At 36.1% G+C, this 24,969-nt stretch carries 30 protein-coding genes, 1 pseudogene and 2 riboswitches; of the genes and pseudogenes, 20 read left to right on the top strand and 11 right to left on the bottom strand.

The features are described from left to right. Positions 1-22 precede the first annotated feature (22 nt). Positions 23-151: riboswitch (FMN riboswitch) on the top strand. 148 nt (positions 152-299) lie between these two features. After that, a riboswitch (FMN riboswitch) is annotated at positions 300-428 on the top strand. Positions 429-555: 127 nt separating this feature from the next. From ribE to ribH, 3 genes and pseudogenes are all read left to right on the top strand, one after another. Next, complete coding sequence (gene ribE, locus ACQKIH_RS09115; RefSeq protein ID WP_427765281.1) at positions 556-1,191, top strand: riboflavin synthase; 636 nt, start codon at positions 556-558, stop codon at positions 1,189-1,191. A 13-nt stretch (positions 1,192-1,204) separates the two neighbouring features. Next, positions 1,205-1,783 (top strand): annotated as a pseudogene (gene ribB, locus ACQKIH_RS09110) (3,4-dihydroxy-2-butanone-4-phosphate synthase); the annotation flags it as partial. A gap of 117 nt (positions 1,784-1,900) precedes the next feature. Then, a complete protein-coding gene (gene ribH / locus ACQKIH_RS09105; protein ID WP_427765279.1) occupies positions 1,901-2,365 on the top strand; it encodes a 6,7-dimethyl-8-ribityllumazine synthase in 465 nt (154 codons plus the stop codon). A gap of 106 nt (positions 2,366-2,471) precedes the next feature. On the opposite strand, the gene ACQKIH_RS09100 is transcribed toward ribH, so the two are convergent. The 4 genes from ACQKIH_RS09100 to ACQKIH_RS09085 form a co-directional block, all read right to left on the bottom strand. Continuing rightward, on the bottom strand, positions 2,472-2,963 hold the full coding sequence (locus ACQKIH_RS09100; RefSeq protein ID WP_427765276.1) for a hypothetical protein: 492 nt from the start codon (positions 2,961-2,963) through the stop codon (positions 2,472-2,474). A gap of 79 nt (positions 2,964-3,042) precedes the next feature. Continuing rightward, positions 3,043-3,306 (bottom strand): RNA polymerase sigma factor, encoded by a 264-nt coding sequence (locus ACQKIH_RS09095; protein WP_057988801.1) that lies wholly within the window; start codon positions 3,304-3,306, stop codon positions 3,043-3,045. A 176-nt stretch (positions 3,307-3,482) separates the two neighbouring features. Next, on the bottom strand, positions 3,483-4,145 hold the full coding sequence (locus ACQKIH_RS09090; protein ID WP_427765272.1) for a hypothetical protein: 663 nt from the start codon (positions 4,143-4,145) through the stop codon (positions 3,483-3,485). A 548-nt stretch (positions 4,146-4,693) separates the two neighbouring features. Then, entirely contained in the window at positions 4,694-6,070 is a 1,377-nt protein-coding gene (locus tag ACQKIH_RS09085; protein WP_427765270.1) for an aminotransferase-like domain-containing protein, read from the bottom strand. A gap of 189 nt (positions 6,071-6,259) precedes the next feature. On the opposite strand from ACQKIH_RS09085, the gene ACQKIH_RS09080 reads away from it, so the two are divergent. Beyond that, complete coding sequence (locus ACQKIH_RS09080; RefSeq protein ID WP_427765267.1) at positions 6,260-7,138, top strand: DMT family transporter; 879 nt, start codon at positions 6,260-6,262, stop codon at positions 7,136-7,138. An 84-nt stretch (positions 7,139-7,222) separates the two neighbouring features. Continuing rightward, positions 7,223-7,834 carry an FMN-binding negative transcriptional regulator gene (locus ACQKIH_RS09075; RefSeq protein ID WP_427765265.1) on the top strand — a complete coding sequence of 204 codons (612 nt, stop codon included), beginning with the start codon at positions 7,223-7,225 and terminating at the stop codon, positions 7,832-7,834. A 297-nt stretch (positions 7,835-8,131) separates the two neighbouring features. Here the strand turns inward: ACQKIH_RS09075 and ACQKIH_RS09070 are convergent, their stop codons facing one another. Next, on the bottom strand, positions 8,132-10,126 hold the full coding sequence (locus tag ACQKIH_RS09070; RefSeq protein ID WP_427765263.1) for a methyl-accepting chemotaxis protein: 1,995 nt from the start codon (positions 10,124-10,126) through the stop codon (positions 8,132-8,134). Between the two features lie 305 nt (positions 10,127-10,431). Here ACQKIH_RS09070 and ACQKIH_RS09065 point away from each other — a divergent pair, with 305 nt between their 5' ends. The 6 genes from ACQKIH_RS09065 to ACQKIH_RS09040 all read left to right on the top strand — a co-directional run bounded on the left by ACQKIH_RS09065 (position 10,432) and on the right by ACQKIH_RS09040 (position 15,399). Further along, a complete protein-coding gene (locus tag ACQKIH_RS09065; protein ID WP_057988811.1) occupies positions 10,432-11,589 on the top strand; it encodes a toxic anion resistance protein in 1,158 nt (385 codons plus the stop codon). Between the two features lie 179 nt (positions 11,590-11,768). After that, entirely contained in the window at positions 11,769-12,701 is a 933-nt protein-coding gene (locus tag ACQKIH_RS09060) for an alpha/beta hydrolase (RefSeq protein WP_427765260.1), read from the top strand. Between the two features lie 14 nt (positions 12,702-12,715). Continuing rightward, the gene (locus tag ACQKIH_RS09055; protein ID WP_427765258.1) at positions 12,716-13,123 is read left to right on the top strand and encodes a hypothetical protein; all 408 of its coding nucleotides are present in this window, start codon (positions 12,716-12,718) and stop codon (positions 13,121-13,123) included. Between the two features lie 159 nt (positions 13,124-13,282). Beyond that, positions 13,283-13,579 carry a hypothetical protein gene (locus ACQKIH_RS09050; RefSeq protein WP_057988815.1) on the top strand — a complete coding sequence of 99 codons (297 nt, stop codon included), beginning with the start codon at positions 13,283-13,285 and terminating at the stop codon, positions 13,577-13,579. Between the two features lie 112 nt (positions 13,580-13,691). Next, on the top strand, positions 13,692-14,603 hold the full coding sequence (locus ACQKIH_RS09045) for a DMT family transporter (RefSeq protein WP_427765256.1): 912 nt from the start codon (positions 13,692-13,694) through the stop codon (positions 14,601-14,603). Between the two features lie 85 nt (positions 14,604-14,688). Further along, entirely contained in the window at positions 14,689-15,399 is a 711-nt protein-coding gene (locus tag ACQKIH_RS09040) for a M20/M25/M40 family metallo-hydrolase (RefSeq protein WP_427765253.1), read from the top strand. Between the two features lie 94 nt (positions 15,400-15,493). On the opposite strand, the gene ACQKIH_RS09035 is transcribed toward ACQKIH_RS09040, so the two are convergent. The 6 genes from ACQKIH_RS09035 to ACQKIH_RS09010 form a co-directional block, all read right to left on the bottom strand. After that, the gene (locus ACQKIH_RS09035) at positions 15,494-16,660 is read right to left on the bottom strand and encodes a tyrosine-type recombinase/integrase (RefSeq protein WP_427765251.1); all 1,167 of its coding nucleotides are present in this window, start codon (positions 16,658-16,660) and stop codon (positions 15,494-15,496) included. 123 nt (positions 16,661-16,783) lie between these two features. Then, positions 16,784-17,242: an ImmA/IrrE family metallo-endopeptidase gene (locus ACQKIH_RS09030; RefSeq protein WP_427765249.1), complete on the bottom strand. Its 459-nt coding sequence runs from the start codon at positions 17,240-17,242 to the stop codon at positions 16,784-16,786. Positions 17,243-17,313: 71 nt separating this feature from the next. Further along, on the bottom strand, positions 17,314-18,075 hold the full coding sequence (locus tag ACQKIH_RS09025; RefSeq protein ID WP_427765247.1) for a hypothetical protein: 762 nt from the start codon (positions 18,073-18,075) through the stop codon (positions 17,314-17,316). Beyond that, positions 18,068-18,469 (bottom strand): hypothetical protein, encoded by a 402-nt coding sequence (locus ACQKIH_RS09020; RefSeq protein WP_427765245.1) that lies wholly within the window; start codon positions 18,467-18,469, stop codon positions 18,068-18,070. Before ACQKIH_RS09020 ends, ACQKIH_RS09025 begins: the two co-directional genes overlap by 8 nt. Next, positions 18,402-19,667, bottom strand: coding sequence for a hypothetical protein (locus ACQKIH_RS09015; RefSeq protein ID WP_427765243.1), 1,266 nt, complete (start codon positions 19,665-19,667; stop codon positions 18,402-18,404). Before ACQKIH_RS09015 ends, ACQKIH_RS09020 begins: the two co-directional genes overlap by 68 nt. A 189-nt stretch (positions 19,668-19,856) precedes the next feature. Then, positions 19,857-20,201, bottom strand: a complete 345-nt coding sequence (locus ACQKIH_RS09010; protein WP_427765241.1) for a helix-turn-helix domain-containing protein — start codon at positions 20,199-20,201, stop codon at positions 19,857-19,859. Positions 20,202-20,351: 150 nt separating this feature from the next. Here ACQKIH_RS09010 and ACQKIH_RS09005 point away from each other — a divergent pair, with 150 nt between their 5' ends. The 9 genes from ACQKIH_RS09005 (at position 20,352) to ACQKIH_RS08965 (ending at position 24,968) form a co-directional block, all read left to right on the top strand. After that, on the top strand, positions 20,352-20,588 hold the full coding sequence (locus tag ACQKIH_RS09005; RefSeq protein ID WP_427765239.1) for a helix-turn-helix transcriptional regulator: 237 nt from the start codon (positions 20,352-20,354) through the stop codon (positions 20,586-20,588). A 35-nt stretch (positions 20,589-20,623) separates the two neighbouring features. Continuing rightward, positions 20,624-21,319: a Rha family transcriptional regulator gene (locus ACQKIH_RS09000; RefSeq protein ID WP_427765237.1), complete on the top strand. Its 696-nt coding sequence runs from the start codon at positions 20,624-20,626 to the stop codon at positions 21,317-21,319. A 36-nt stretch (positions 21,320-21,355) separates the two neighbouring features. After that, complete coding sequence (locus ACQKIH_RS08995; RefSeq protein ID WP_427765234.1) at positions 21,356-21,550, top strand: helix-turn-helix transcriptional regulator; 195 nt, start codon at positions 21,356-21,358, stop codon at positions 21,548-21,550. A gap of 159 nt (positions 21,551-21,709) precedes the next feature. Further along, a complete protein-coding gene (locus ACQKIH_RS08990; protein WP_427765232.1) occupies positions 21,710-21,979 on the top strand; it encodes a helix-turn-helix domain-containing protein in 270 nt (89 codons plus the stop codon). Between the two features lie 11 nt (positions 21,980-21,990). Further along, entirely contained in the window at positions 21,991-22,125 is a 135-nt protein-coding gene (locus tag ACQKIH_RS08985) for a hypothetical protein (protein WP_427765229.1), read from the top strand. 7 nt (positions 22,126-22,132) lie between these two features. Continuing rightward, entirely contained in the window at positions 22,133-22,258 is a 126-nt protein-coding gene (locus ACQKIH_RS08980; protein WP_427765227.1) for a hypothetical protein, read from the top strand. 28 nt (positions 22,259-22,286) lie between these two features. Beyond that, positions 22,287-22,475: a hypothetical protein gene (locus ACQKIH_RS08975; RefSeq protein WP_427765225.1), complete on the top strand. Its 189-nt coding sequence runs from the start codon at positions 22,287-22,289 to the stop codon at positions 22,473-22,475. Positions 22,476-22,599: 124 nt separating this feature from the next. Next, positions 22,600-22,854, top strand: a complete 255-nt coding sequence (locus tag ACQKIH_RS08970) for a hypothetical protein (protein ID WP_427765223.1) — start codon at positions 22,600-22,602, stop codon at positions 22,852-22,854. A gap of 83 nt (positions 22,855-22,937) precedes the next feature. Beyond that, entirely contained in the window at positions 22,938-24,968 is a 2,031-nt protein-coding gene (locus ACQKIH_RS08965; RefSeq protein ID WP_427765221.1) for a coiled-coil domain-containing protein, read from the top strand. Position 24,969 lies beyond the last annotated feature (1 nt).

Here is a 24,969-nt window from a genome sequence, read left to right as displayed (position 1 = left end):
CTATAATGGGCGTCATAGTTGAATAGTCCTTCGGGGTCGGGTGAAAGTCCCAATCGGCGGTGATGAAGAAATTCTAAGCCCGCGAGCCTTTTTGGCAGGATTTGGTGTGATTCCAAAGCCGACAGTATAGTCTGGATGAGAGAAGGATGGATTAGGCGTTTTATGAACCCTTTGTGTAATTTTACCGTTTACACCGAGGCTTATTTCGTGATGCCTAAATGAGAATTTTCTAATCACCCCGTAGAGCACCTTCTATGTGGTTTTTTTGTTTTTCAAAGAAACCTGTACAATTTCATATGTATTTCCTTCGGGGTCGGGTGAAAATCCCAATCGGCGGTGATGAAGCAATTCTAAGCCCGCGAGCCTTTTTGGCAGGATTTGGTGTAATTCCAAAGCCGACAGTATAGTCTGGATGGGAGAAGGAAATAAAAATGGTCGACTTTTTTCAAAAATAGATGAAAATAAGTTTATTTGACGACGCCATTTTTATAACTCTCATTAAAACTCCGAGCGATTAGCGGGGTTTTTTCTATTTTATAGGATGAGGTGAGAATGATGTTTACAGGAATTATCGAGGAGTTAGGAACGATTCACCAGATGAAATCAACTCCTCAAGCAATGGTATTATCCATTCAAGCGAAAAAAGTGTTAGAAGATGTAAAACTTGGAGACAGTATCGCGGTAAATGGTGTTTGTCTAACGGTGACCAATTTTACAAGCAATGCATTTACGGTAGATGTTATGCCGGAAACGGTGAAAGCATCGAGCATTCAACAATTGCAAAGCGGCTCAATGGTTAATTTGGAGCGTGCGATGGCTGCAAATGGTCGTTTTGGCGGACATTTTGTATCAGGGCATATTGATGGAGTTGCTAAAATCCTTCAAAAGCGCCAAGTGGCCAATGCTGTTTATATTGACTTGGACGTACCGGAAGAACTGTTAAAAAACTGCTTAGTAAAAGGCTCCATTACACTAGATGGTACGAGTTTAACGATTTTTAATGTCACATCGTCTTCATTAACCGTTTCATTAATTCCACATACGTACAAAGAAACGGTACTCGGTATGAAAAAAGTAGGGGATCTCGTCAATGTTGAAACCGATTTATTTGGTAAGTATATTTTGCAGCATTTAACGAAACGTCAGTCCAACAATCTTTCAGCGGATTTTTTACAACAACATGGATTTTAAGGGGAGAACCGAAATGTTTCATACAATTGAGGAAGCGCTAGAGGCGTTAAAAGCAGGGGAAGTCATTATTGTGGTGGATGATGAAAACCGCGAAAACGAAGGAGATTTTTTAGTATTAGGTGAACATGCGACACCGAAAAATATTAATTTTATGGCAACATATGGGCGCGGTTTAATTTGTACACCGATTTCACAAAGTATTGCGGACAAGCTACAACTAAAGCCGATGGTCCAAACAAATACAGATGTCCATCAAACAGCATTTACAGTAAGCATTGATTATAAAACAACAACAACCGGCATTAGTGCGTTTGAGCGCTCGGATACGATGTTGGCAATGGTAGATGAAGACGTTCGAGCTAAGGATTTTAGAAGTCCCGGGCATGTGTTTCCACTTCTTGCAAAAGACGGTGGCGTATTAGAACGTAGAGGACATACGGAAGCAGCGGTCGATTTGGCGAAGCTATGTGGTTCCGCACAAGTAGGCGTGATTTGTGAAATTATGAATGAGGACGGCACAATGGCGCGCGTACCGGATTTATGGGAAATCGCCAAAACATTTAACCTGAAATTTATAACAATTGATGCATTAGCATTGCATTTAAATAAAAATTACGTCCCGGCATAATGGGGCAGATATTGATCATTTTATAGTTGGTATTTCAATTCCGACTAATCAAATAAAAAATATAGCATTGGGGATATGAACATGGGACAAACATTTGAAGCACAATTAGTAGGAACGGATTTAAAAATCGGAATTATTGTTGGCCGATTTAATGAATTTATTAACGACAAATTATTGAGCGGGGCATTAGATGGTTTAAAGCGCCACGGAGTTTCAGAAGAGAATATTGATATTGCATGGGTACCTGGTGCATTTGAAGTACCTTTTATCGCAAAAAAAATGGTCGCAACAGGGGACTATGATGCGGTTATTGGATTAGGTACGGTCATTCGAGGCTCTACGACGCATTATGACTATGTTTGTAATGAAGCAGCAAAAGGTATAGCCAACGTATCATTAGAATCAGGAATCCCAGTTATTTTCGGCATCGTAACGACTGAAAATATCGAGCAAGCAATCGAACGTGCTGGAACGAAAGTAGGGAATAAAGGCTATGACAGCGCAATTTCGGCAATTGAAATGGCGAATTTGAATCGCATGTTTTAATCGTTAGCGAAGTTCAGTGAGTAAAAAATAAGCAAACCCTTGATATTGATGGGTTTGCTTATTTAATAGATAAGTTTTCATTTTATTTAGTGTGGGGTAGTCATTGCTACCGTAAATTGAATGTGGACTCAATAATTTCGCCGTCAGTCGTTTTAACAACGAAAGGTTCAACGATTTTGTCGATCCCAATTTCAACAAATGGTAATTTTTGCGGTTCTCCACCATCAACAATTTTGACGACCACTTCGGTATTCCCAATCGTTTTCACTTTTTTTATAAGTAATTGTTTTCCTTCGTACGCTTCACCTAATTGTATTTTCACTTTCTTACTGCCCTCTGATATTGTGGAAGTTGAATAGTAACTCGTTGCTGACAAATTGCTTTCCACTATATATCCTTCATTAATAATCCAGTACCCATCTTCGGAGATAATTGTCCCTATTATAGATGCAAATAATAGCATTGGTGCGATAATTAAAATGAATTTGTCGAACTTGTTTATCCCAGTTTTATCACTTTTCTTTACGACAAATGGTAAAATGAATGTGCCAATAATCGCTACAGCTAAAATGCTTACCCCAATAATTCCATAGCCCATGCCTTCAAAGCCGTTTCGATTTGAGCATTCATCACAGCCTTCGATTCAGGTGTTAGATAATTTACCAACAAGTCCTCAATTAGATTTTCATCATGCAACAATTCGGGTTTCTTTTTTTATAATAATCGAGCAATGTATTTTTGCTGGCTTTTATTAACCAGCTTTTCATATGCTGAACTTGCGAAATTCGTGCAGGATCTTTAAGTATTTTGGAAAAAAGCTCTTGAATAATATCATCGGCTACTTCCTCATCTTTAGTGAGCTTGAGTAAATAATTTCTTAAATATGGATAGTGAGCGATATAAATTTCTTCAATCGCTTCAAATGGATTATTCATTTTCATTTTGAGCCCCCATTAATTGTCACTCACTTATGAGACGATTGAGATATGGGAAAGGTTGTTTTATTTTAGAAAATTGCAAAATTATTTAAAAGCCCTATACAACTCATTGCAAATTGAATGAATTACTGGGCTTGTTATTGTGTACGGCTATTATATTTTGTAATGCCCATTGAGCGCTAAATAGGTAAACTCAGGGCATCTATGATTGTTTTAGTTAGTGCATCTAACGGATTAAGAATAGTTAAAGCATGTTTTGCACTCATCTGCCTTGCTGCGTCCACCATTGAAAGTTGTGCAACGGAGATCACTTTCTTTTCCGTCTGGATCAGTTCATCCATAAATGCTGCCAACATCGCATCATGCTCGCTTTTCAAGCCTTTCATAATAAGTGAAAAAGCCTCGGGAAGCATACGTACTTCAATATTGATATTTTTCCTATTGCTTTTTGCGTAGTCATTTAATCGAGCAAGCGTACCTTCAACCGTATCTTGATTTGTAAAAATGACTATTTGTGGCGCGGTTATAGAGCAAATCTTTTCAAAAGAGGGTTCGTCTATTTTAATTAACGGGATAGATGGAAATTTTCTTTCCGTGTCCATAAGTGCAATGTAATTCGTACACGTAATGAGGATGGCATCTGGGTGGGTATCTTCAAGCCATGCAATTTGCGAATTTACTTTTGTTTGAGCTAACTGCAGATCAAAATGCGGATTATTTTTAATTTGATCCATTAAACCTGGATCAACATGATGTGAGATTTCAATAAGGAATGGTTTTAGTAAATCCTCTATGTATGGGATATTGGAATGGTGTGCGTGTAAACAAGCTAGTTTTTTCATATGTGTCTCCTTTATTATGGATTATTTTGTTAATTATAGTTTGGAGGAGTTGGAAAAGCTAGGGGGATAGGTTAATAGCCTATACATATTAATTTAATTAAATTGCATATTAAAAATTTTAATTTAATAACATTTATCATTCGGAATGTACTGAAAACTCTAAGTTCGTAAAAGTTAATATACTTACATGAGTAAACGTCATCAATGTGCGAATTTGAAAACTTACTTAGGAAGCGGGGGAAATGGCATTAGGTTCAGGTAGTGGTTTTCTGAAAAAGAGTGGATTCAAAATAATGAGTGGAATCTACTTGTGAAAGAAGTAAAAGCATGGCTTTAAGCGATTAATTAAAAAGAACACATTGAGAAGGGACTGTCCGAAAGTAGACAGTTCCTTTTTTGGTAGTGTTGGTTAGTGCAATTTTAAAGATATGTGTTTTATAACTAAAGTATGTTATTGTCGCTTCTAACATAAAAATGCTCCCCCATGCAAGTCAAGGTGTGGAATTCGTTAAGCCTGTGAAGCGGTCCTCTAAATAAACTTTCTCACATTATATGAGTAAAGCGTTATTTGGAGTAATAGGTTTTTTTCTACTGTCAATTAAAGAAATACAGTGTGCCAATCGTTCTACCCCTAGTTTAATTTGACTCTCGTTCACTTGAGAGATGCTTAATCGAAGGAGATTTTCCTTTTTATATTCGGGTAAAAACATTCTAGATGCATCATCAACATAAACATGCTGCTCCTTTAGCATATGGACGACCTGTTTTGCTGTCACATTCTCTGGCAAACTAATGGATAAATAGAACCCTGAAGTCGGTTTAGAAAAATGAGTATTTGCCGGAAGCAATAATGCACAAGCTTCTTGAAGGATATGCATTTTAGTTTGGTATACCTCTTTTATTTTTTTGAGATGGCTATTAAACATGCCACTTTTCAAATAAATTTCCAACGCCCCTTGAGAAAGTGTTGAGCTATTAAAATCCGAAGTAAATTTATATCTCAAAAAATTGTTAATCATTAATGAAGGAAGAATGACAGTAGCAATCCTTAATCCTGGGAGAAAAATTTTCGAAAAGCTTTTAATATAAATCACTCTTCCAGAAGGATCAAAGGAAAATAAAGGATCTGATTTTGCGTTTGTATCAAGGTCTCCTAAAAAATCATCTTCAACTATATACACATCATATTTTTCAGCTAATTCCACGATTTTTTTCTTTTCGCTATTCGTATAACTATGTCCAAGTGGATTATGAAATCTTGGAATAACATAGAAAAATTTTATATCATTATTGCGGAAAATATATTCCAAACGGTCAAAGTCAATTCCATCCATCGTTAACTCAATCCCAAAAGTAGTCACTTGATGCAGATTGACGGACTCAATTATTCCAAAGTAACTAGGCTGTTCGATCAAAATATTGTTTTTCCCATTTGGAAAGGGCATAGAAACTAATAAATTTAGTGCTTGTTGCGAGCCGGAAACAACGACTAATCTTTCAGGTTGGGTAAATACCTGTAAAGTTTGAAGATATTTCACCAATTGTACTCGTAGTGGGTAAAGCCCTTGTTGATCTGAGTAAGTAAAAAGCTCTTCTTTATATTGATTTATTGCTTGATTCATACAATGTTGAAATTCTACATATGGCATAACATTTTTGTCTGGACCGGCAGCCAAGAAATCAATCACCTCCATTTCATCCGCGACTTTTTGAAAATCATTCACAACATAGTAGCCACTTTTAGGAACCGAATAAATGCAATGCTCCTTTTCTAGTTCAGCGTATGCTTTAATAATCGTATTTTTACTACATGAAAAATGCTCCGATAACTGACGAACAGAAGGGAGTTTACTACCTGCAATGAGTGACCCATCTGCGAGTTGCTGCTTAATTTCTTCCATTATATTTATATATTTTGAATGCATCTATTGAACCTCCTTTAACTGTACCAGTTCAGATAGGTAAAAAAATGGTTTATTTTCACCAACTGTACCTATTATAATCCTAATTATAGCAGAAGGTTTTTACAGAAAAGTAGAAAATGGTACAGAAGGATACAAAAAATGGAGGTAGGTTAAGGTGCAGAAAGAAAATAGAGAGAAAATAGAGAGAAAATGGGATTATTATTAGGATTAGTAGGTGTCATTTGTTTTAGTTTAACACTCCCTGCTACAAGTATTGCAGTAGAGTATTTTGGGGCTACGGTCGTCGGTCTAGGCAGAACCGTTGTTGCAGCGTTATTAGTAGCTGTAGTATTGATTGTGAAAAAAGAAAAAATTCCTTCTCCTCGCCACTTCAAAAGTCTACTTATTGTTGCTCTAGGTGCAGTTTTAGGATTTCCGCTCCTTGCTTCTTTTGCAATGGAATCCTTGCCTGTCTCTCACGGAGCGGTGGAATTAGCTCTGTTACCGTTAGCAACTGCCGGATTTGCCATATTTAGAGCAGGTGAACGTCCTTCACGGAAATTTTGGATTTCAAGTGTAATCGGCTCTTTAGCTGTCATTATGTATGCACTTCATCTTGGATTTGGTCAATTACAATATGCCGATTTAGCTTTACTAGCAGCAGTAATTATTCTTGGACTTAGTTATGCAGAAGGTGGGATGTTAGCGAAAGAATTAGGGAGCTGGCAAGTCATTGCTTGGGCAATTATGATCGGGGCTCCATTTTTCATTATTCCAGTAGGGTTGCAGCTTTCAACTGAAATGCTCCAAGCGCCAATACAAGCTTGGGTTAGCTTCTTTTATCTTGCAATAGTGAGTCAATTTCTAGCATTCGTTGCTTGGTATAGTGGATTGGCTATGGGTGGGATAGCAAGAGTAAGTCAAATTCAGTACTTACAACCATTTTTGATGATTCTATTTGCAACGTTATTTCTAGGCGAATCTATCACTGGGTTCACTGTTGTTACCGCAATTATTGTTGTCATTTCGGTTTTAATTGGTAAAAATGCTCCTGTTTCCAAAAAAGAAGATTCATTAGAGAAAAATTAATTGTATGTTCAATGGAGATGATGGAATATAGTTAATAAAGCTAGTATTTGAATGATAACAACCGATTTTGAGAGGAGAAAAAACATGTTTATTCCTGCACATTTTAACATTACTGACAAAGCACTTGCCTATGACATTATGAAAGAACATAGTTTTGCGACACTTATTTCTCAACATGATGGCTTGCCCTTTGCGACGCACTTACCGTTAATTTTGAACGAAGACAATTCATACTTATATGGACATTTTGCTCGTCCTAATCCTCAATGGAAAGACATCAAAGATCAAGTCGTTTTAGCTATTTTTCATGGTCCGCATTGTTATATTTCTCCATCTTGGTATGAGACGAATAAAGCCGTACCAACATGGAATTATGTGACCGTTCATGTTTACGGAGAAGTCGAACTGTTAGAAGATGAACAAGAATTAATGAACTCTATGCATGATATGGTGGCGAAGTACGAAACTCCAGACAGTTCATACAGTTTGCAAGATGTAGATGCTGAGTTTCTTTCTAATATGAATAAAGGAGTTCAAGGATTCAAAATAAAAATTAACAAAGTAGAAGGGAAAGCAAAGTTAAGTCAAAACCATTCATTGCAGAGAAAAGAGTTAGTTGTCAATCAACTGGAACAAATTTCAAATACAGATGAGAAGCAGATTGCATCATTAATGAAAGCAAACTTAAAAAAATGAGTTCACAGCAAAAATATAGGCTATTAATAGGGGAGACGAATGAAAAAACTTCCCTAATAAATAATTTATCTTAAATAGAAGTTTCAATTTCATATTTCCGGGTATTATATAAATATGCTCATGTTAATAAATGTGGGTAATAGGTCTCTCCCCCAATAGTAGACTTGAAAAGATGTCCTTTCGCGCATAAAAAGGGCATTCTTTTTGTGTAAAGAATTCAAAACTTAATATAAAAAAACGCGTTCGATTGAATAGGGCATTCCCTCCAATCGAACGCGTTATTTATTTTTATTCCGGCTATATTTTAAATCGGCTAATGGCAACAGCTAAATCATTGCTTAAGCTGTTTAGTTGCTCTGAAGCTTCGGCAACAGATTGAATCGCATGTAGCTGTTCATCGGAGGAAGCGCTCACTTCTTCACATGTAGCAGCAACAGTTTGTGCATTTGTTGACATTTCTCCGATTGTGGAAAGGACATTATCTTTGTAAAGAATCATTTCTTGAATTTCTGCTGTAAGTAATTCAAAAGAGTGTTCGATTGTTGTCATGTTGCTCGACAATTGACTAAATGTTTGTGTTGTTTCTTCCACTACAATGCCTTGCTTGTCAAAGGTTTTTTCCATTTCATACATTTGTGTTGTAACGGAATGTGATTCGACTTCTAACGCAGAGATGGTTGCCCTCACTTGCTCGGTAGCGGCAGCGGATTGCTCGGCTAGTTTACGTACTTCAGTGGCAACAACGGCAAAGCCTTTCCCATGATTCCCAGCCCGTGCTGCTTCAATGGAGGCGTTTAAGGCAAGTAAATTCGTTTGGGCTGAAATGGCGGAAATGCTATCAATGACGGATTCAATGGATGTAATTTTCGTTTCAAGTGCTGTTACGACATTAGACATCTCATGTAAATCATGTTTGGAATGTTCAAAGCTTTGTAGCAAGTCGCGCATTTTCTGCTGACCCAATGTATTTAATTGACCCATCTCAGTCGTTGTTTGTTGAACGGCTGTTGTTTGTTCATGCATTTTATCAATTTCGGAACCTAATTGTGTCGCTTGTAATGTAACTGCGTCCGCGTGTTCAGATGATTCCGTAGCACTTGCAGCGATTTCCCCGATAGCTTGTGAAACTTCAATACTCGATGCGCTTGTTTCTTCCGCCATCGCACTTAGGTGATGGGAACGCCCTTCAACATTGGAAGAAGAATGCTGGACGACACCAACAATATCTTTCATATTCGCAATCATATTATTAAAATGATGTGCGAGTCGGCCAATTTCATCATGTGTTTTAACTTGAATTTGCACCGTCAAATCTCCATTTGATACGCGTCCCATTAATGTTCCAAGCGAGTAAAGTGGTTTGATCATTCGTGAAATAAAGAAGTAAAGAACGATAAAGGTTACGATTAAAATACAAATAGTTATTAAGAAAATCACTTTCTGAATGTCCGTAGCAGTTGCGTTAAGATTGGATTCTCTATAAAAAGCGGCAATCGTCCAATCAATTTCAGGAACTTTTGCAAAGACAACGGTATTATTTTCTCCTTCAATTTTTGCATGCATGGCATCACTCATTTCTGACGATGCAAGCATTTTGGCAATGGCCTCTTGTTCCTCAAGGTTTTCCCCTGCATTGGTCGGGTGAACAATTGCGACACCGTCTGAATCAATAATAACTGGGAAGCCTTCATAGCCCAATTCAATTTCTGAAACCATCGCAGTTAATTCAGATAATAAAATGTCGACACCGAGAACCCCAACAATTTTATTTTGAACTTTCACCCCAACGGAAGCGGTAAGTGTATAATTTCCTGTTGCTTTATCAATATATGGGGATGACCATTGCACTTCATCTGGGTTGTGAATACTATTTTGATACCATGTGCGTGTCAGGGGGCGAATATTTTTGATGTCATCAAAATATGGATGAATCGTAATAAGGTCCTGATTCGCAAAATAAATAGCTGAGGTTGCAGGGAAGCTTGTCACAAAATTTTCAAGCTGCTTCCGGTAGAGCATATCTGCCTCGCCGTTATAAGTGTGATCTTCGGCTTGCGCAAACTTTTTGACCTCTTCTGAAATCGACATATTGTAGAGCACTTGTTCATAGGTACTTAAAAAAGTTGTGACCGTACTGGCTACTTGAGTGACAAGGGTGCCACTTTGTTCGACAACGGAATCAACCGTTTTATCTTTTATGATTGCTGAACTAATTGTAGCTAATGAACCAAGACCCGCAATGACGATGATAACAATGAGTCCAATAATTCGCCATCGAATGGATAATTTCATAAAATTGATCCTCCTTAGATAAACGTATGTATGATGGAATCCTATTCCCTGATAATTATTTTGAAATATCGTAATTAACTGACAATTTAAAATGGTGTAAAATAATTTTACAAGAAAATATTGGATTTAGTAGTATTATAATACTATTAATAGTGCGATATTTCAATTTATTGTTTCAATTCAAGCTATTCATAATGAAAATCAAGAAATGTGAGGACAAATGGGTTATAATTCAGTAATAGAACGTGAAACCTTTTGCATGTTAATTCGTAAATAGTATTAGACAATTAGAACGGGGGATATAGATGACAGAAAATCCATTATTTGATGATTTAGACAAACGTACGCAGCAAAATGAGCAGCCAATCCATGAGGTGACAACTCCGGCACCAGCACCACAAGTTTTAGTGAATGAGCAGGAACTATCGCAAATTCGCAAAAGACAAGAAGCACTGAAACAACAACCGTCCGTTCAAACATTGGCACAAAAAATCGATGTAAAAAATCAAATTGCTGTATTAGAATTTGGGAAGGAAACGGCTAAGGGCATTTCGACGTTTTCTGACCGTATGTTAGCAACGATTAAGCAAAGTAATTTAGAAAAATCAACTACTCTATTAAATAATTTAAATAAAATTATGGATCGTTTTGACCCAGTGGATTTTAAAGAAGAAGAGAAAAAAGGCTTTTTGAAGAAATTGTTTTCAAAAAGTAAAGAGAAGCTTGATAGCATCTTGTCAAAATACGATACGATGAATAAAGAAGTCGACGTGGTTTACACGGAAATCCAAAAATACGAAATCGAAATGAAACGTAATACGGTTCAGTTGGAGCAAATGTATGATGAAAACTTAAATTATTTCCATACATTAAGCGAGCACGTGGCGGCAATTGACCTAAAAGTAATTGAATTACGCGATAAAATACCAGCTCTTTCTACGCAAGCAGATGCAGGTGATCATGAAGCGATTATGGAGCTTGAAACGGTAACGCGCGGCATTGAATTACTGGAGCAAAGAGCGTATGATTTAGAAATGGCGCAGCAAGTTTCGTTCCAATCTGCCCCGCAAATACGCTTGATGCAGCAAGGGAATAACCACCTCATCGGGAAGATTAACTCCGCATTCGTGACGACCATTCCTATTTTTAAGCAAGGATTAATACATGCGGTGACGATGCAACGTCAAAAATTAGTTTCAGAATCTATGGCCGAGCTTGATAAACGTACAAATGAAATGCTTGTGCGCAATGCTGAAAATGTACGCCAAAATTCTGTGAATATTGCACGTCAAGCAGGTAGTCCAAGTATTAAAGTAGAAACGATTGAAACAACATGGCGCTCTATTATGGCGGGAATTGAAGAGACGAAGCAAATTCAAGCCGAGACAGTGCGCAGTCGTGATGAAGGACGAAAACGTATTGAGCAATTACAATTGGAGTATGAAAAACTGAAAAGAATGTAATGTTTAAAGCCTAACAGATTGGAGTAACTCCGAATTGTTAGGCTTTTTTGTATAAAAGGTATTTGCAATTTAAGATGGAGTTCTTTATAGTTATAACATAGTAAGTTTATAGGGATTGAATGAATTTGATATTCACAACTAAGACGCAATGAAATAAACGAAAAGGAACGTGAGAAGCTATGGCAAATTTATTGGAAAATACAAAACGTTATTTAGCGAATAAAAATAAATTACCCTCATTGGTATCAATGGATTACGTTGAGGCGAGAAGGATGCGAGCGGCTATGCCGAAAAGTGGTTTCCAATTAGCTCCGTTAGCAAAAATAGAAGAGCGTTTTATTTCCGTTCGTGATGGCGAACAAATTGCTATCCGAATTTATACGCCTTTTGGGGATGGTCCATTTCCAGTAATTGTTTATTTTCATGGTGGTGGTTGGGTTTTGAATGATTTAAATACATGCCATGAAAGCTGCTCGCATTTAGCGCATGGAACAAACCAAATTGTCGTATCTGTTGCGTATCGGTTAGCGCCAGAGCATAAATTTCCAGTGCCCGTAAACGACGCATGGGATAGCGCACTTTGGACACAAGCACATGCAGAACAATTCAACGGGATTGGCAGCCGAATTTCAGTTGCTGGAGATAGTGCAGGTGGCAATCTCGCAATAGCAATTTGTCAGCTTGCAAAGGAGCAGGGAAATTTGCCGATTACCGCACAAATTTTACTTTATCCTGTAACGGACTTGAGCTACGGTAGCAATTCCTATACACTATTTGAGAAAGGTTTTGGGCTCGATAAAGATGTGATGCAATGGTTTGGTAATTACTATATTAACGCACAAATAGATGCAAAAAATCCGCTCGTTGCTCCTTTACAACTAAAGGATTTTTCATCATTACCTCCTGCACTTATTATTGTGGCAGAAAATGATGTTTTGCGTGATGAGGCTGTGCAGTACGGAGAAAAATTACGTGCAGTAGGGACGAAAACGGAAATTGTAACAATGGAAGGTGTTGTGCATAGTTTTTTCACAAATAATGACGCCTTTCCAAAACAAATCCAAGAAGCTATCGACCGAATTCAAACCTTCTTAGTAACAATCGCTGATTAGATGGAGGAGTTTTTATGCAAGTACTTAGTCGTAAATTTTCAATCGCACTAATATCAATTGTTATATGTAGTCTCATTTTTGCAGTTGTAAGCATTGTCGGTTCAAAGGAATACGATATCCCATTTAGCACATTATGGATGACGTTTATCATTTTAAGCGCACCGATGTTCTTGATTGTAGGCGTCCTTTCTTCGTTAATTTACGGGAAATTTATACGTTCTACGCTTATTCGTTTTATTTGTTATGTTGTAACAGGTGCGATTCTCATCATTCCGTTTTCAAAATACTATTTTCAAGACTCGGATGCGCTCCGATTTGCAATTCTTGGTGCGTGCGGGGCAATGCTCTATTTTGGAATCGAATGGTTGTTCAATCGCTATATTTTTCGTGAACAACAGTCGCAAAAAAGAAAATCATCTTAAATAATTGTTTAAAATCCACCATGAGCGCTCGATTGTAATGGTGGATTTTTACTGTTGACTCAAACAATTATTCACCCCAATGAAAGTATAATTCAAGTGCATGTTTGTCTACACTATAAAAAATGGGTGATACTCAATCATGAAGGGGAGAAAGTGAAAATGGATGTAAATGTGTTAATGATTGATGAACTGTTAAACATGTCAAAAAATCGTGTTCGAAAAGCAACGGAACGAGATGTTTTAAATATAAAAAATGAAATGCTTTTATTATTAAATGATAAGTTCAATAAGGAAGAATCAACAGGCATTCGTACATTAATTAATGAATTACATTATTTGAATGTGTATGTAGAAAAAGAAGATGAGTATAAAATTATTTATTCCTATGAACCACCAAAATTTTCGCCAAAAAAACTGACGATTAAGGAAGGGGGATGGATCAAAATTGATAAATAACGAGTTATACAACAACAAATAGCTGATTTTCCTATTTGAAAATAATTGTTTGTCCATTTACCTAAAAAGCGTGCTAAACTCTTCTTAATAGGTTAGAGGAAGAAGGGTATTTGTGGAACGTTTGAAGGGTATTGCGATGATTATCATAGGTTCGATATTATGGGGAGCAACTGGTCCGATGATGGAATGGTTGCTTGATCATACGAAAATAACAGTAGAATTTATGCTGGCAGTGCGTTTAATCATTTCAGGCAGCGTTATTTTAGTTGTGCTAAAAGTTCAAAAAACGCCGATATTTCATGTTTGGAAGGAAAAATATTGGGCGACGCAACTGGTTGTATTTAGTTTAATTGGCATGCTTGGTTTACAGTATACATTCGTTAAAACAATTGAAGTGAGCAATGCAATTGTGGCAACGTTATTACAATTTTTAGCGCCGATATTTATTATCATTTATATGGCAATCATTCATAAAAAACTGCCACCGAAAAGTCAATTTATCGGGATTATCGGTACGCTATTTGGCTTATATTTACTATTAACGAACGGCTCTTTTACAGCGTTATTTGTTAGCTATGAAGCACTCATTTGGGGTGTGTTTTTAGGGTTGACGTATGCTTTTTATACACTTTATCCAGCAAGGTTAATGACCGAAATCGGTGTTATAACAATTAACGGCTGGGGAATGGTTATAAGTGGCGTGATATTTGCTGTGATGGGGACGATTTGGGTGAGTGATGAATGGTCAATTTTAGCTGATTCGCAAATGATTCTGTTAATGTTGGGTATTAGTTTATGCGGATCAACAGCCTATGTTTTATTTTTAATGAGCTTGAAATATATAACACCTGTTGAAACGAGTATATTATCAAGTTTTGAGCCACTAGCAGCTATGTTTATTTCAGTTATATGGCTAGGTGCAGTCCTTTTAAAATGGCAGCTTGTTGGAATTGTGTTCATGCTCATTTTTATCGTATATTTATCCATCTCAGGTGGGCAAAATAAAGAAATTAAGGATGCCTAAGTGTAAAAGCTTAGGTATTTTTTATACTCATTTTTGGGTAAAGATAAAAATCAATGGAATACGGGAAAAATGGAGGCGTTAGGATATGGAAGCATTCGAATATTTTACGTTGCATGAGCAGGAAATTATAGAAGATATTAAGCGGCTCGTTTTAAGCGATTCGCCGTCGCAAAATAAAGCGTTTCTAGATTGCTGCAAGGAAATCATTCAAACGATGTTTTTTGATACGTTTCAAGTGAAGGCGACGGAATATGAAATGCCGCAAAATGGCAATCATTTACGCTTTGAAATGGGGGAGGGGCCAGCGCAAATTTTAATGATTGGGCATTATGATACGGTGTGGGATCCAGGTGTGCTGCAATACCGCGAAGAAGCGGATAAACTATTCGGTCCAGGCATTTTAGATATGAAATCGAGCATTGTGAGTGCAATCTGGTTTTTTAAGTACGTGAAAGAAATGAAGTTGCCTTTGAAAAAACGGATTGTGTTTTTTATGAATAGTGATGAAGAAATTGGCAGTCCATCGTCCAGACCATTGATTGAGGCGGAAGCGAAAAAATCAGTGGCCGCTTTTGTGCTGGAGCCTGCTGTTACGGTATCTGGAAACTTAAAAGTTGCACGAAAAGGGACCTCGCATTATTTGCTCAATTTAAAAGGGGTTGCTTCACATGCAGGAAACAATCCGCTTGATGGGGTTAGTGCCATTACTGAAGCGGCACGCCAAATTTTAGATATTGAGCACTTAAATGATTATGACAAAGGAACAACGCTCAATGTTGGCATGATTATCGCGTGAAAAGCAATGGCTCAAGAATAGCAGTGTTTTCAAGGGTTTTAGAGGTTAAATTCTAATACAATATTAGAGGCAAGCGACCAAAAAGCGACCAACTTTATAAAAAGTGGTTGAAAATGTCGCTTGCTTCTTTTTTATCTAGCATTGTTATGTGACTATAAGTGTTCATTGTTTCCTGAATATTGGCGTGCCCTAATTGTTCTTGTATTACTTTGAAATTGACACCTTGACTTAGTGCATATGATGCATAGGTATGACGCAACCCATGAAAATTTAGGGTAGGTAAATTAAATCGTTCCAAAATTTCTTTGAAGCGATTGCTCATACCACGCGGGTGCGCAGGGAAACCATTTGGCTTAGTTATTAATAGATTTACAGGTTTTCCGTTTGCATCTATCAAAGGAGTCCATTCATCGCCTAGAGCAATTTTTAATTTCTTTTGAGCAATTTCGAATTGCTTGATATCTTTCATTAACGATTGTGGCACACTAACAGTACGAGGTTTTTTTGTTTTAGTCGGTCCTAATTTAAATTTACTGGTTTCTTTATCGTAAAGAAGTTGCTTGTCAATTAGAATAGTATTATCTTTGTAATTGATGCTTTCCATACGAATACCAGCAATTTCGGCCATACGTAAACCTACTAAGGCTGCTAATTTAATCATAATTGCATGATTTAAATATACTTTATCCAACACTTTTAATAATTCTTTTAATTGTTCTTCATCATAGAAATCTAATTCCTTGTATCTTTTGCCACCAACAGGACAATCTACACCAACCATAGGATTGTCCTCAATAATCCCCCATTTTTGAGCAGTCCTAAAGAAACCACTCAACGAAGAATGTTTACCTTCAAGGCTCTTCTTGCCACTTGATTGCTGATCCCTAAAAAATTCAACTAAATGAAACGTTTTAATTTCGGTCATCTGCATTTTTCCTAAAGTATCTAAAATCCCATTGTTAAAATAAGAATAGTATGCATCTCTGCTACTGATAGAGAGTTGTGGTTTAACATACATTTCCATCCACTTTTCAAAGAACATTTCAACAGTCATAAATTCTATTTCGTTTTCATCAGCACTTGTAGCCACTTCAATTTCAAAATCAGAAATAGCTTTTTTAATTGCACGGTCCGTCATGCTATTTAATGTCACGGTTTTATATTTACGTTGACGTCTACCGTATTTGTCATATCCCAATTCAACAGTTATTTTGATACGTGGTTTACCGTTTCTAGGCCCTAGTTCAACATAACTAGCCATTTTTCTACATCCTTTCTATAAGTGATAGATAATTAGTGAATGGGCAATAGCGTAGGCACCATCCCTTTCAAATTACTATATACCAACAAAAGTAATTTTAATGTTCTAATTTGGAACATAGTATTACTTGCTTATGTATTTTTCTAAACGAACTCGAGCAAATTCATATTCGACGTTGAACAGTTGCCGCACACGATGAATTGTTTGAGAAGTACAATCCATAATTTCTAATTGATCGAGCATGAATGTTGGAATGCAAGCGTGATACATAAAATTATTTGCTTTAAACTCCTGATATTCACGGAATAGGGGAGGCATGTTAAATTGATCACCTGTATGCAGCAATGGGTGACAAAGCTCATGACCAAAATCCTGCCACTGCAATTGATTGCTAATACGACTATCAATAAAAATAACAGTCATATCATCGTATAAAATCGCTTCACTGGTTCCTTCCCAGTAGAATACCTTGATGCCCATTGCATTTGAAATGGTCTTAATATTTAACTGTGTGGGTTTATGGATATCGATTTGTTGATAAATTTTATGGATGAAATCTTCTAAATAACTATTAACTTTCATAAGTATAACCACCTCGTAAGGAACGTATGTTCTTATAAGTGTACAATAAAACCCCACTATTTGGTAGGGGGTTATTTTAATGGACCATATTTTGTTATAAGATTATTTTTATATGTAATTAAATGATCTTGTGGAATTATCCCTTTTTTAGATAAGTCTTCAAAACTTTCATAAATTCGCTTATGATAATGGGAAATTGAATCTTCTACATAATCATCTGCTAATTCATCAATTAAGAGATTATATTTTTGTTGAATAATGGTATAAAAATTTTCGCCTTCAGAAAGTCTAAGTAAATCTTTATAATGTATTCCAATTATTATTCTTCGGTAATCTGAAAGTAAAGCTAATTTTCTTCTTTTACCTTCACCATTAACCCAAACGCTACTTCTCCCTCTTGAAAAAGGATGGTAAGAGGAAATAATTCCAAAATTCGAATTACGGATTCTCAATAAACCATCTAAATTATCAACTTCTCTAGAGCTGACAGTTCTGTTATGATTTTTACTTTCACCAATTATTTTTGTGCCCATTTTTGTACTGATAAAGGGTGGTAATCCATATTCAGAAAAAACAATTTCATGATCTAATTGATTATCTGATGTTCTGATATTTGCCTTAACTTTTACTGATGTAAATCGCGAATAGATAAAAGTCATTAATTTTTCTAATGATTCGCCTTTTTGTTCATTAGTACCACTAATTAAATAGGATTCGACTTCTTTTAACTTTGATAAGTAAATTTTTTTTTCTTTATCTTTAGAAATTGGTAACCAAATATCATCATCAGTTAAGTAATTTTTAAAGTGACTGAGATTAATAGTTTCACTCATCAGTATTCACCTCTTTTATACTTAATTCAGGAATTAACAATAAAATTTCAGTATTCTCTTCTAGGATATCTTGGTAACAAGAGGGACAAGTATTGTTGTCTAATACAAATTTCATTAAATCATGGTATTTTTCAAATTTATAAGTGTGTACCGAATCGAATTTAGGATTATCACATTTAACAATAAATTGCTTATCGAAATATTGATATTTAGCTAATAGCATTAAGATTTCTTTAGTCAAATGTATTGGTAAATTTAATTGAAAGGCCGTTGCATCGATTGAAATTACCTCGTTAGGGTATAGCTCATTTAAGTAATTTTCTAACTTAGTTATTTCCGCTTCTTTTATTAGCTTGCTCACTTCCTTTATATGTTTTAAATTCTGAAAGTACATTTTTTACCAGCTCCTTTGATGTACCTGTTTCATTAGTTTGTTCTAACACAATCCAATTTTCTTTACATATTACTTTATATGCAACAGATGTAAGATTATCCGAATAATATTTTAATCCTAAAGATTTTAATGAGCCGGAGTTCAGAATTTTCAAAATTATATCACGAGTATCTAATGATGGTGGTTCCTTAATCTGGTTATTAGTAGTACCACTTCGAGATTTATAAGAGGTAACACCTTTACTAATTTCGTGTAAAAATACTTCAAAAGGATGTGGACAAGTTTTCATTTTATATAATGAAATTAATTCACGTTCAATTGCAGAATCTATAGCATTATTAATGCGTTTTAAACATACATCATTATTTAAACTATCTGATAAATTGGCGAAATATTCATTTAAAGAAAAAGTGTTTTTTTCCATCGATTTTTTTTTATTAATTATAGCAGCTATTTCATTTTCAATAAGGGGGTTGTTATGGTAATAGTATTCATTTGTAATTTTTCTGAGAGCATGATTAACCCAATCCAAATCTTTGTATTCAAATTCTCCAGTATATCCCCACAAATATTTTACTATCTTTTCCGTTAAGAGATCTGTCATATTTCTTTTATTCTTTATGTCCCAAATTGAATTATATTTTGAATACGACGGTAATGAAAGTGTAATTGTATTTTCATCAGTATTTACCCAAATGTATACATGATATAACGAAGATTTTTGAATGTATATGGTTCTATTTCCAGTTTTCAATTGCTCGCCATCTTCAGAAAGGGTTTTTGCTGGCAATAATAATGTTAGTTCAATTTCATTTCCATTAGGCATATAATCAACTATTTGAGGATCTTTTATTGTTGAATGTGAAATATCTAAAATATTTTTTTGGCTATTTTGTAAATCAGAAATAATTTTTTTATTTATTAACTTTTTCTTACCTTTTAAGAGGCTGCATTCAATATGAATAATTGTGTTATCAGAATTCTCTTTTAGTTTAAGCAACCAGCCTTCAATTTCTTCGATTTTAATATTATTCAACATTATTGATTGTAAAACGCTATTACGATATAGGTCTAATTTTTGTCTTTTTACTATTTCATCAAATTTACTACGTAATTCATCAAGTTGATTAACCTGAGCATATTCAAGTAAATGAGAGAGATTATTAACTTGATCCTGTGTTAAGTCGTTGTAATACATACATTACCTCCAGATACTTTTCTAATTCCGTTTTTTATAGGCTCTTTCTTTATGTTTCCATAAAGTCCAGCATATGTGTTCAGCCTAAATTACTATAAAGTCAATCATTTACAAGTAAAATAAATGCATAAAAATTGAATAATTTTACATCAATACTTAAGAAAAAAGGCAACCAGTGAACTGGAATGCCTACTTATTTTGATCAGTTTTAATAATTTCCCACATCATCCGGAGCTTCTCCAAATCTTCCTCTTTCGATTTTGGCAATTCTTTATACCATTTTTGTAAAGAAGGGTTGTTTGCGAATTCTAAAAACTCTTTTTCATCATTATTCATAATATCAGAACTTCCCAATAAGAAATCCGTTGAGGTATTTAATATTTTAGCTAAAAGTACAAGCATTTCATTTGAAGGAGTGCTGTAACCATTTTCATAATTACTAATTGTACCTTTTGTTGTTTGTACCTTTGCGGCAAGTTGTTCTTGGGTAAGTTTACTAGCCTTTCGAGCAACCTTCAATCTATGATCTAACATATTTTCCACTCCTTTGTACAAGTAAATTGTACTATCCCACAAAATAATAACCAAGTAATAAATAAAAAGTACAAGAAACTCACACTTCGTTGTTGACGTATGAGAAACTTGTTGTTAATATAAAAGTACAAGTTAGTCATACCTTGGGAGGTGAATGGTTTGAAAAACTTGAACTTGATAAATGCAAGAAAAAGTAAAAATCTAACTCAAGCAGAGTTAGCTAAAGAGCTGCGTATTGTAACCAAGGCGGCAGTATCAAATTGGGAAACAGGTTATTCTAAACCGCGTTTAGAAGTTGCATTGGCGGTATCAGAAATTTTAAATGAAGATGTTGCTTTTTTATTCGGGTACAATGTACAAGATTCTTGTACGAAACAACTAGCATAACAGAGATTGGAAAATAAAAAACAGGAGGTTTTATCATGAATCAATTACCGCGTAACATTTCAAGTTTAGAAGTCGCAGAAATGGTAGGGCGTGAACATCGTTCAGTAATGAGAGATATTCGTACAATTAATTACCATTTAGGAGGAGAGCACAAAACTGTGCAGTCCTATTTCATCGAATCAACATACACGAATGCACAAAACAAAGAGCTTCCTTGTTTCCTTTTAACAAAGAAGGGTTGTGAATTATACGGTACTCGCATGACTGGCGAAAAGGGCACTCAATTTGCAGTCAAATACATCGAACGTTTTAACGCGATGGAGCAACACATCAATCAACAAGTTCCCACTGATCCAGTAGAGCTAGCCTTACAAACATCGCTCAAAAATTATCAAGATATTAAAGGGATAAAAGAAGAAGTTTCTTTTCTAAAGGATTCAATGCGCATCGATGGTCGCCAAGAATATGCCCTTAAAGAGCAGGGGAAAGCAAAGGTTTTACAAGAGTTAGGTGGATACGGATCGTTAGCTTACGAAAAATTAAGTCGAAAAGTATTTGCAAAATTATGGGGCGACTTTAAACGACACTTCATTTTACCTCGCTCAATGGATTTACCAAAGGCGCGCTTTAATGAAGGGGTTAAATTTATCGAAATCTGGCGTCCAGATACAACACTTGCAATCGATATTCAGGCAGCTAATAAACAAGCACAATTCAAATTAGTGGAGTAAGGCGCTATAACAGCGCCTTAGATTGGAGGGAACAAATTGCGAAGAGTTCGAGGGGCAAAAAAGTTGGTGGAGTATCTCGCAGAGACTGGCACACCAATGTCAGAGTCTACAATTTATCGTTTAATACGCACTAAAGGTATTCCACATATTAAACCAACGGAACGTATTTTAATTTTCGACCTAGATGCAATTGACAACTGGCTATCCGTTGCCAATGCATCAGGCGAATAATCATAGCCGAGGGCAATCGGCTTTTATAGAAGAGCTAGGGCAATAGCTCAATAGCAAGTTAACTTGCTAATTAGATAATAACTAAAAATTACATGGTTGTGTGTTCTTTATTAGAACAGTTTGGAAGGTGTTCGATTTTCGAACAAGGAGGTGAAATTTATGTATGGGGAGCACCTAAAACAATTCCGTCAGCAAGCTGGGCTAACACAGCAACAGCTTGCTGACCAATTGTTTAAGTCAAGATCAGCAATATCAAAAATCGAAAATAACGAGCAAGAAATCGGTATAGGGACATTTAAGGATTGGGCGATTCTAACAAATAGCGAGATACAAGCAGCAATGATCTTATTTGGCGCAGATATATTCGCACAAGCAACACAGGTTTTATCTTTAGTACCAGCATTTATCCGCTTTTCATTCTTTATATAGGAGGTCACGCGATGTTGAAGAAAATACGCAATTACTTTTTAGAAGAAGATGCAGAAGCTTCAAAATCAGACATAGTTTGCTTATTGGTAGTTGTAGCAAGTTTATTAATGGCTCTAAACGCAGTGATTATAGTAGGAGGGATTTAATGTTGAAATGGTTATACAGCTGGTCACGATTAACAACTCAGCAACGCTTAGTAGTCAGTTCGGGGCAAATAAAAAACCGCTGATTGTTGGACCAATCAACGGCTTTAATAAAAGAGAAAAGTCATTTATTTAACGCAATTATAACATACGGAGGTTGAAAAGTGAAAGAACAAGCGGCTTTTGAAATCATAAATAATCTAAAAAATGAAGCAATGGCTTTATACGAAATATACGCAGTTGATCGCGATAACGAGATAGCTCAAGCAATTCACAAAATTATGGATGCGATAAATATCTTGGAACGTAAGACTTACGGTCAAGCCATAACGACGGTGTACGACCTTAAATAATATCAGACAGTGCGAGCACATCGCTCGCTCTCGTCAAGCAGCTTAAAAGAGCGCCCGTCATTGCGCTTTCTCCTAAACTTTTAAGTTGCTTGATGGGATGGTCCATCGGAAAGTTGGTGATTTTATGTCAGTAGCAGAAAAAACCGTGCAGGCATTAAGTGTTATCAAGCGCTTAGATCTAAACAACGTAGTATCAGTTACTACGAATCAAGTTGGACCAGCAAAAATCCAAGTGAACAACTTAGCTGAATTAAAGGGTTTAGATTTATCGGAAGAAATTTACGACGATGGCTGTAAACGGATTTCAACTGTAATCGATGGAGTTTTGGTTTTCGGGGTAATCCTTAGCGAGCAATATCTTGCAAATGCCCCTTTTTAAACAGAAAAACCACTGCGCCAACAGTGGTCATGAGCTTTTAAACATTATTTTTAAAATGATTATATCACAGGAGGAAACATTATATGAGAAAAATCGAATTAGTCGTAATGAAATTACGCAACTTTAAAGGCATTTCGTTATTGAACGTGGATGTAAAACGCGAAAATGCACGTATTTACGGTGACAATGCAACAGGAAAGACAACAGTGTTTGACGGGTTCTTGTGGTTGCTTTTTGACAAGGATTCTAACAACGATTCAAAATTTGCCATTCAAACGTTAACGGGTTCGGGGCATAAAGTGCATAACTTGGAGCACACGGTTGAGGGGACATTTTTGGTAGATGGCGTCGAGGTCCAGTTGAAAAAAGTTTACAAAGAAAAGTGGACTAAAAAACGTGGCCAAGCTCATCAAGAATTCGGCGGCTATACAACAGCTTATTGGGTAGATGGTGTTCCAGCTAAAAAAAATGAGTATGTTTCCAAAATTGAAGAAATTGTAGAAGAAGAAACTTTCAAATTGTTAACTTCTCCTACGTATTTTAACGAAGGATTAAAGTGGCAAAAACGTCGTGAAATTCTAATTGAAATTTGCGGTGATATATCGGACGAGGACGTAATTGCATCGGATTCGGCATTAGCAAAATTAAATGAGGTACTAAGCGGAAAATCTATTGAGGCTATGAAAAAAGTCATTGCAGAAAAGAGAAAGAAAATCAATGACGAACTTGATAAAATCCCTGTACGCATCGACGAAATCCACAAAATGATTCCAGAAATGACGGTGGATGTGGGTGCATTAAAAGAACAGGTTGCTTCATTAGAAACAGAAATCAACGGCTTAAAAGACCAGCGCTACTCTGTAACAAATGGGTCTGCATTATTGGACAGGCAGCACCAATTAAAGGAGCTTGAAATGCAGTTGAACGAATTTAAGCGCACGTTTGAATCGGACAGCAAAACGGAAATTCATAAGCTCCAAGTGCGCTTACAGGAGCTGCAAGGCAATATCCAAATTATCAAATCGGAAATTCGTATGAACGATATGGAGAAAGAAGCCGCAGAGCGAGAAATTAAGGAAGCCGTATTCGCCATTTCTAAAAATGAACAAGTGACGAATGAAAAGCGGGCAGAATATTCACAGGTGAGAGCTACTGGATTTGTTCATGAGGATGACTGTAACGAATGTCCAACATGTAAACAATCCTTACCAGCTGAACAAGTTGAAGCGGCACGAAACGAAGCTATAGCACAATTCAACGAACAACGTACAGCAAAGCTCGCTTTAATCAACGACCAAGGTAAAGCATTGGCAAGTCATAACGCTCATTTCAGCGGACAAATTCAAGCAATTAATTCGAAGCTTGAAACAACGGTAACACCGAAATCAATGGAGCTTAACGAAAAATTAGCTACAACAAAAAAGGAGTTTGCTAAATTTAATGACAAATTACAGCAAGCACAATCGACGATTCCGGATGTAACAACAGCAGATCAGCACAAACAATTAACTGCTCAAATGACTGCAACATACGAAGAAATTGCAAAAATGAAATCAAATGCAAATGAGGTTGTTGCAGATATTGATGCGAATATTCGCCAACTGGAAGAGCAAAAGCGAGAGGTTAACGCCGAACTAGCTCAATTTGCGAATGTGGAAGCTAGTAAAGTACGTATCACTCAATTAGAAGCTGACCAGCAACGGTTAGCTGCTGAATTTGAGCAACTGGAAGGTAACTTATATCTAATCGAAACATTCACACGCAAGAAGGTTGAAATGCTTACAGAGCGCATTAATAGCAAGTTTAAATACGCACGCTTCAAGTTATTTGAGGAGCAGGTCAACGGTGGCTTAAATGAAGTATGCGAAACGCTTTACAGTGGTGTGCCATACGGTTCGGGCTTAAATAACGCTGCAAAGATCAATGTGGGCTTAGACATTATCAATACACTTTCAGCTCATTATGGTATCCTTGCTCCAATTTTCGTGGACAATGCCGAGGCTGTAACCAAGTTTATCGATGTGGACACTCAACTTATTAGCTTGATTGTGAGTGAACAGGACAAGCAGTTGCGCGTTGAATTGGATCCATTCGAACTGAAGGAGGCTATCTAAT

It is taken from the genome of Solibacillus cecembensis, assembly GCF_050272495.1.
Taxonomy (GTDB): Bacteria; Bacillota; Bacilli; order Bacillales_A; family Planococcaceae; genus Solibacillus; species Solibacillus cecembensis.
Note: the sequence above shows the minus strand (reverse complement) of the source record. Positions and strands in the feature narration are given on the sequence as shown.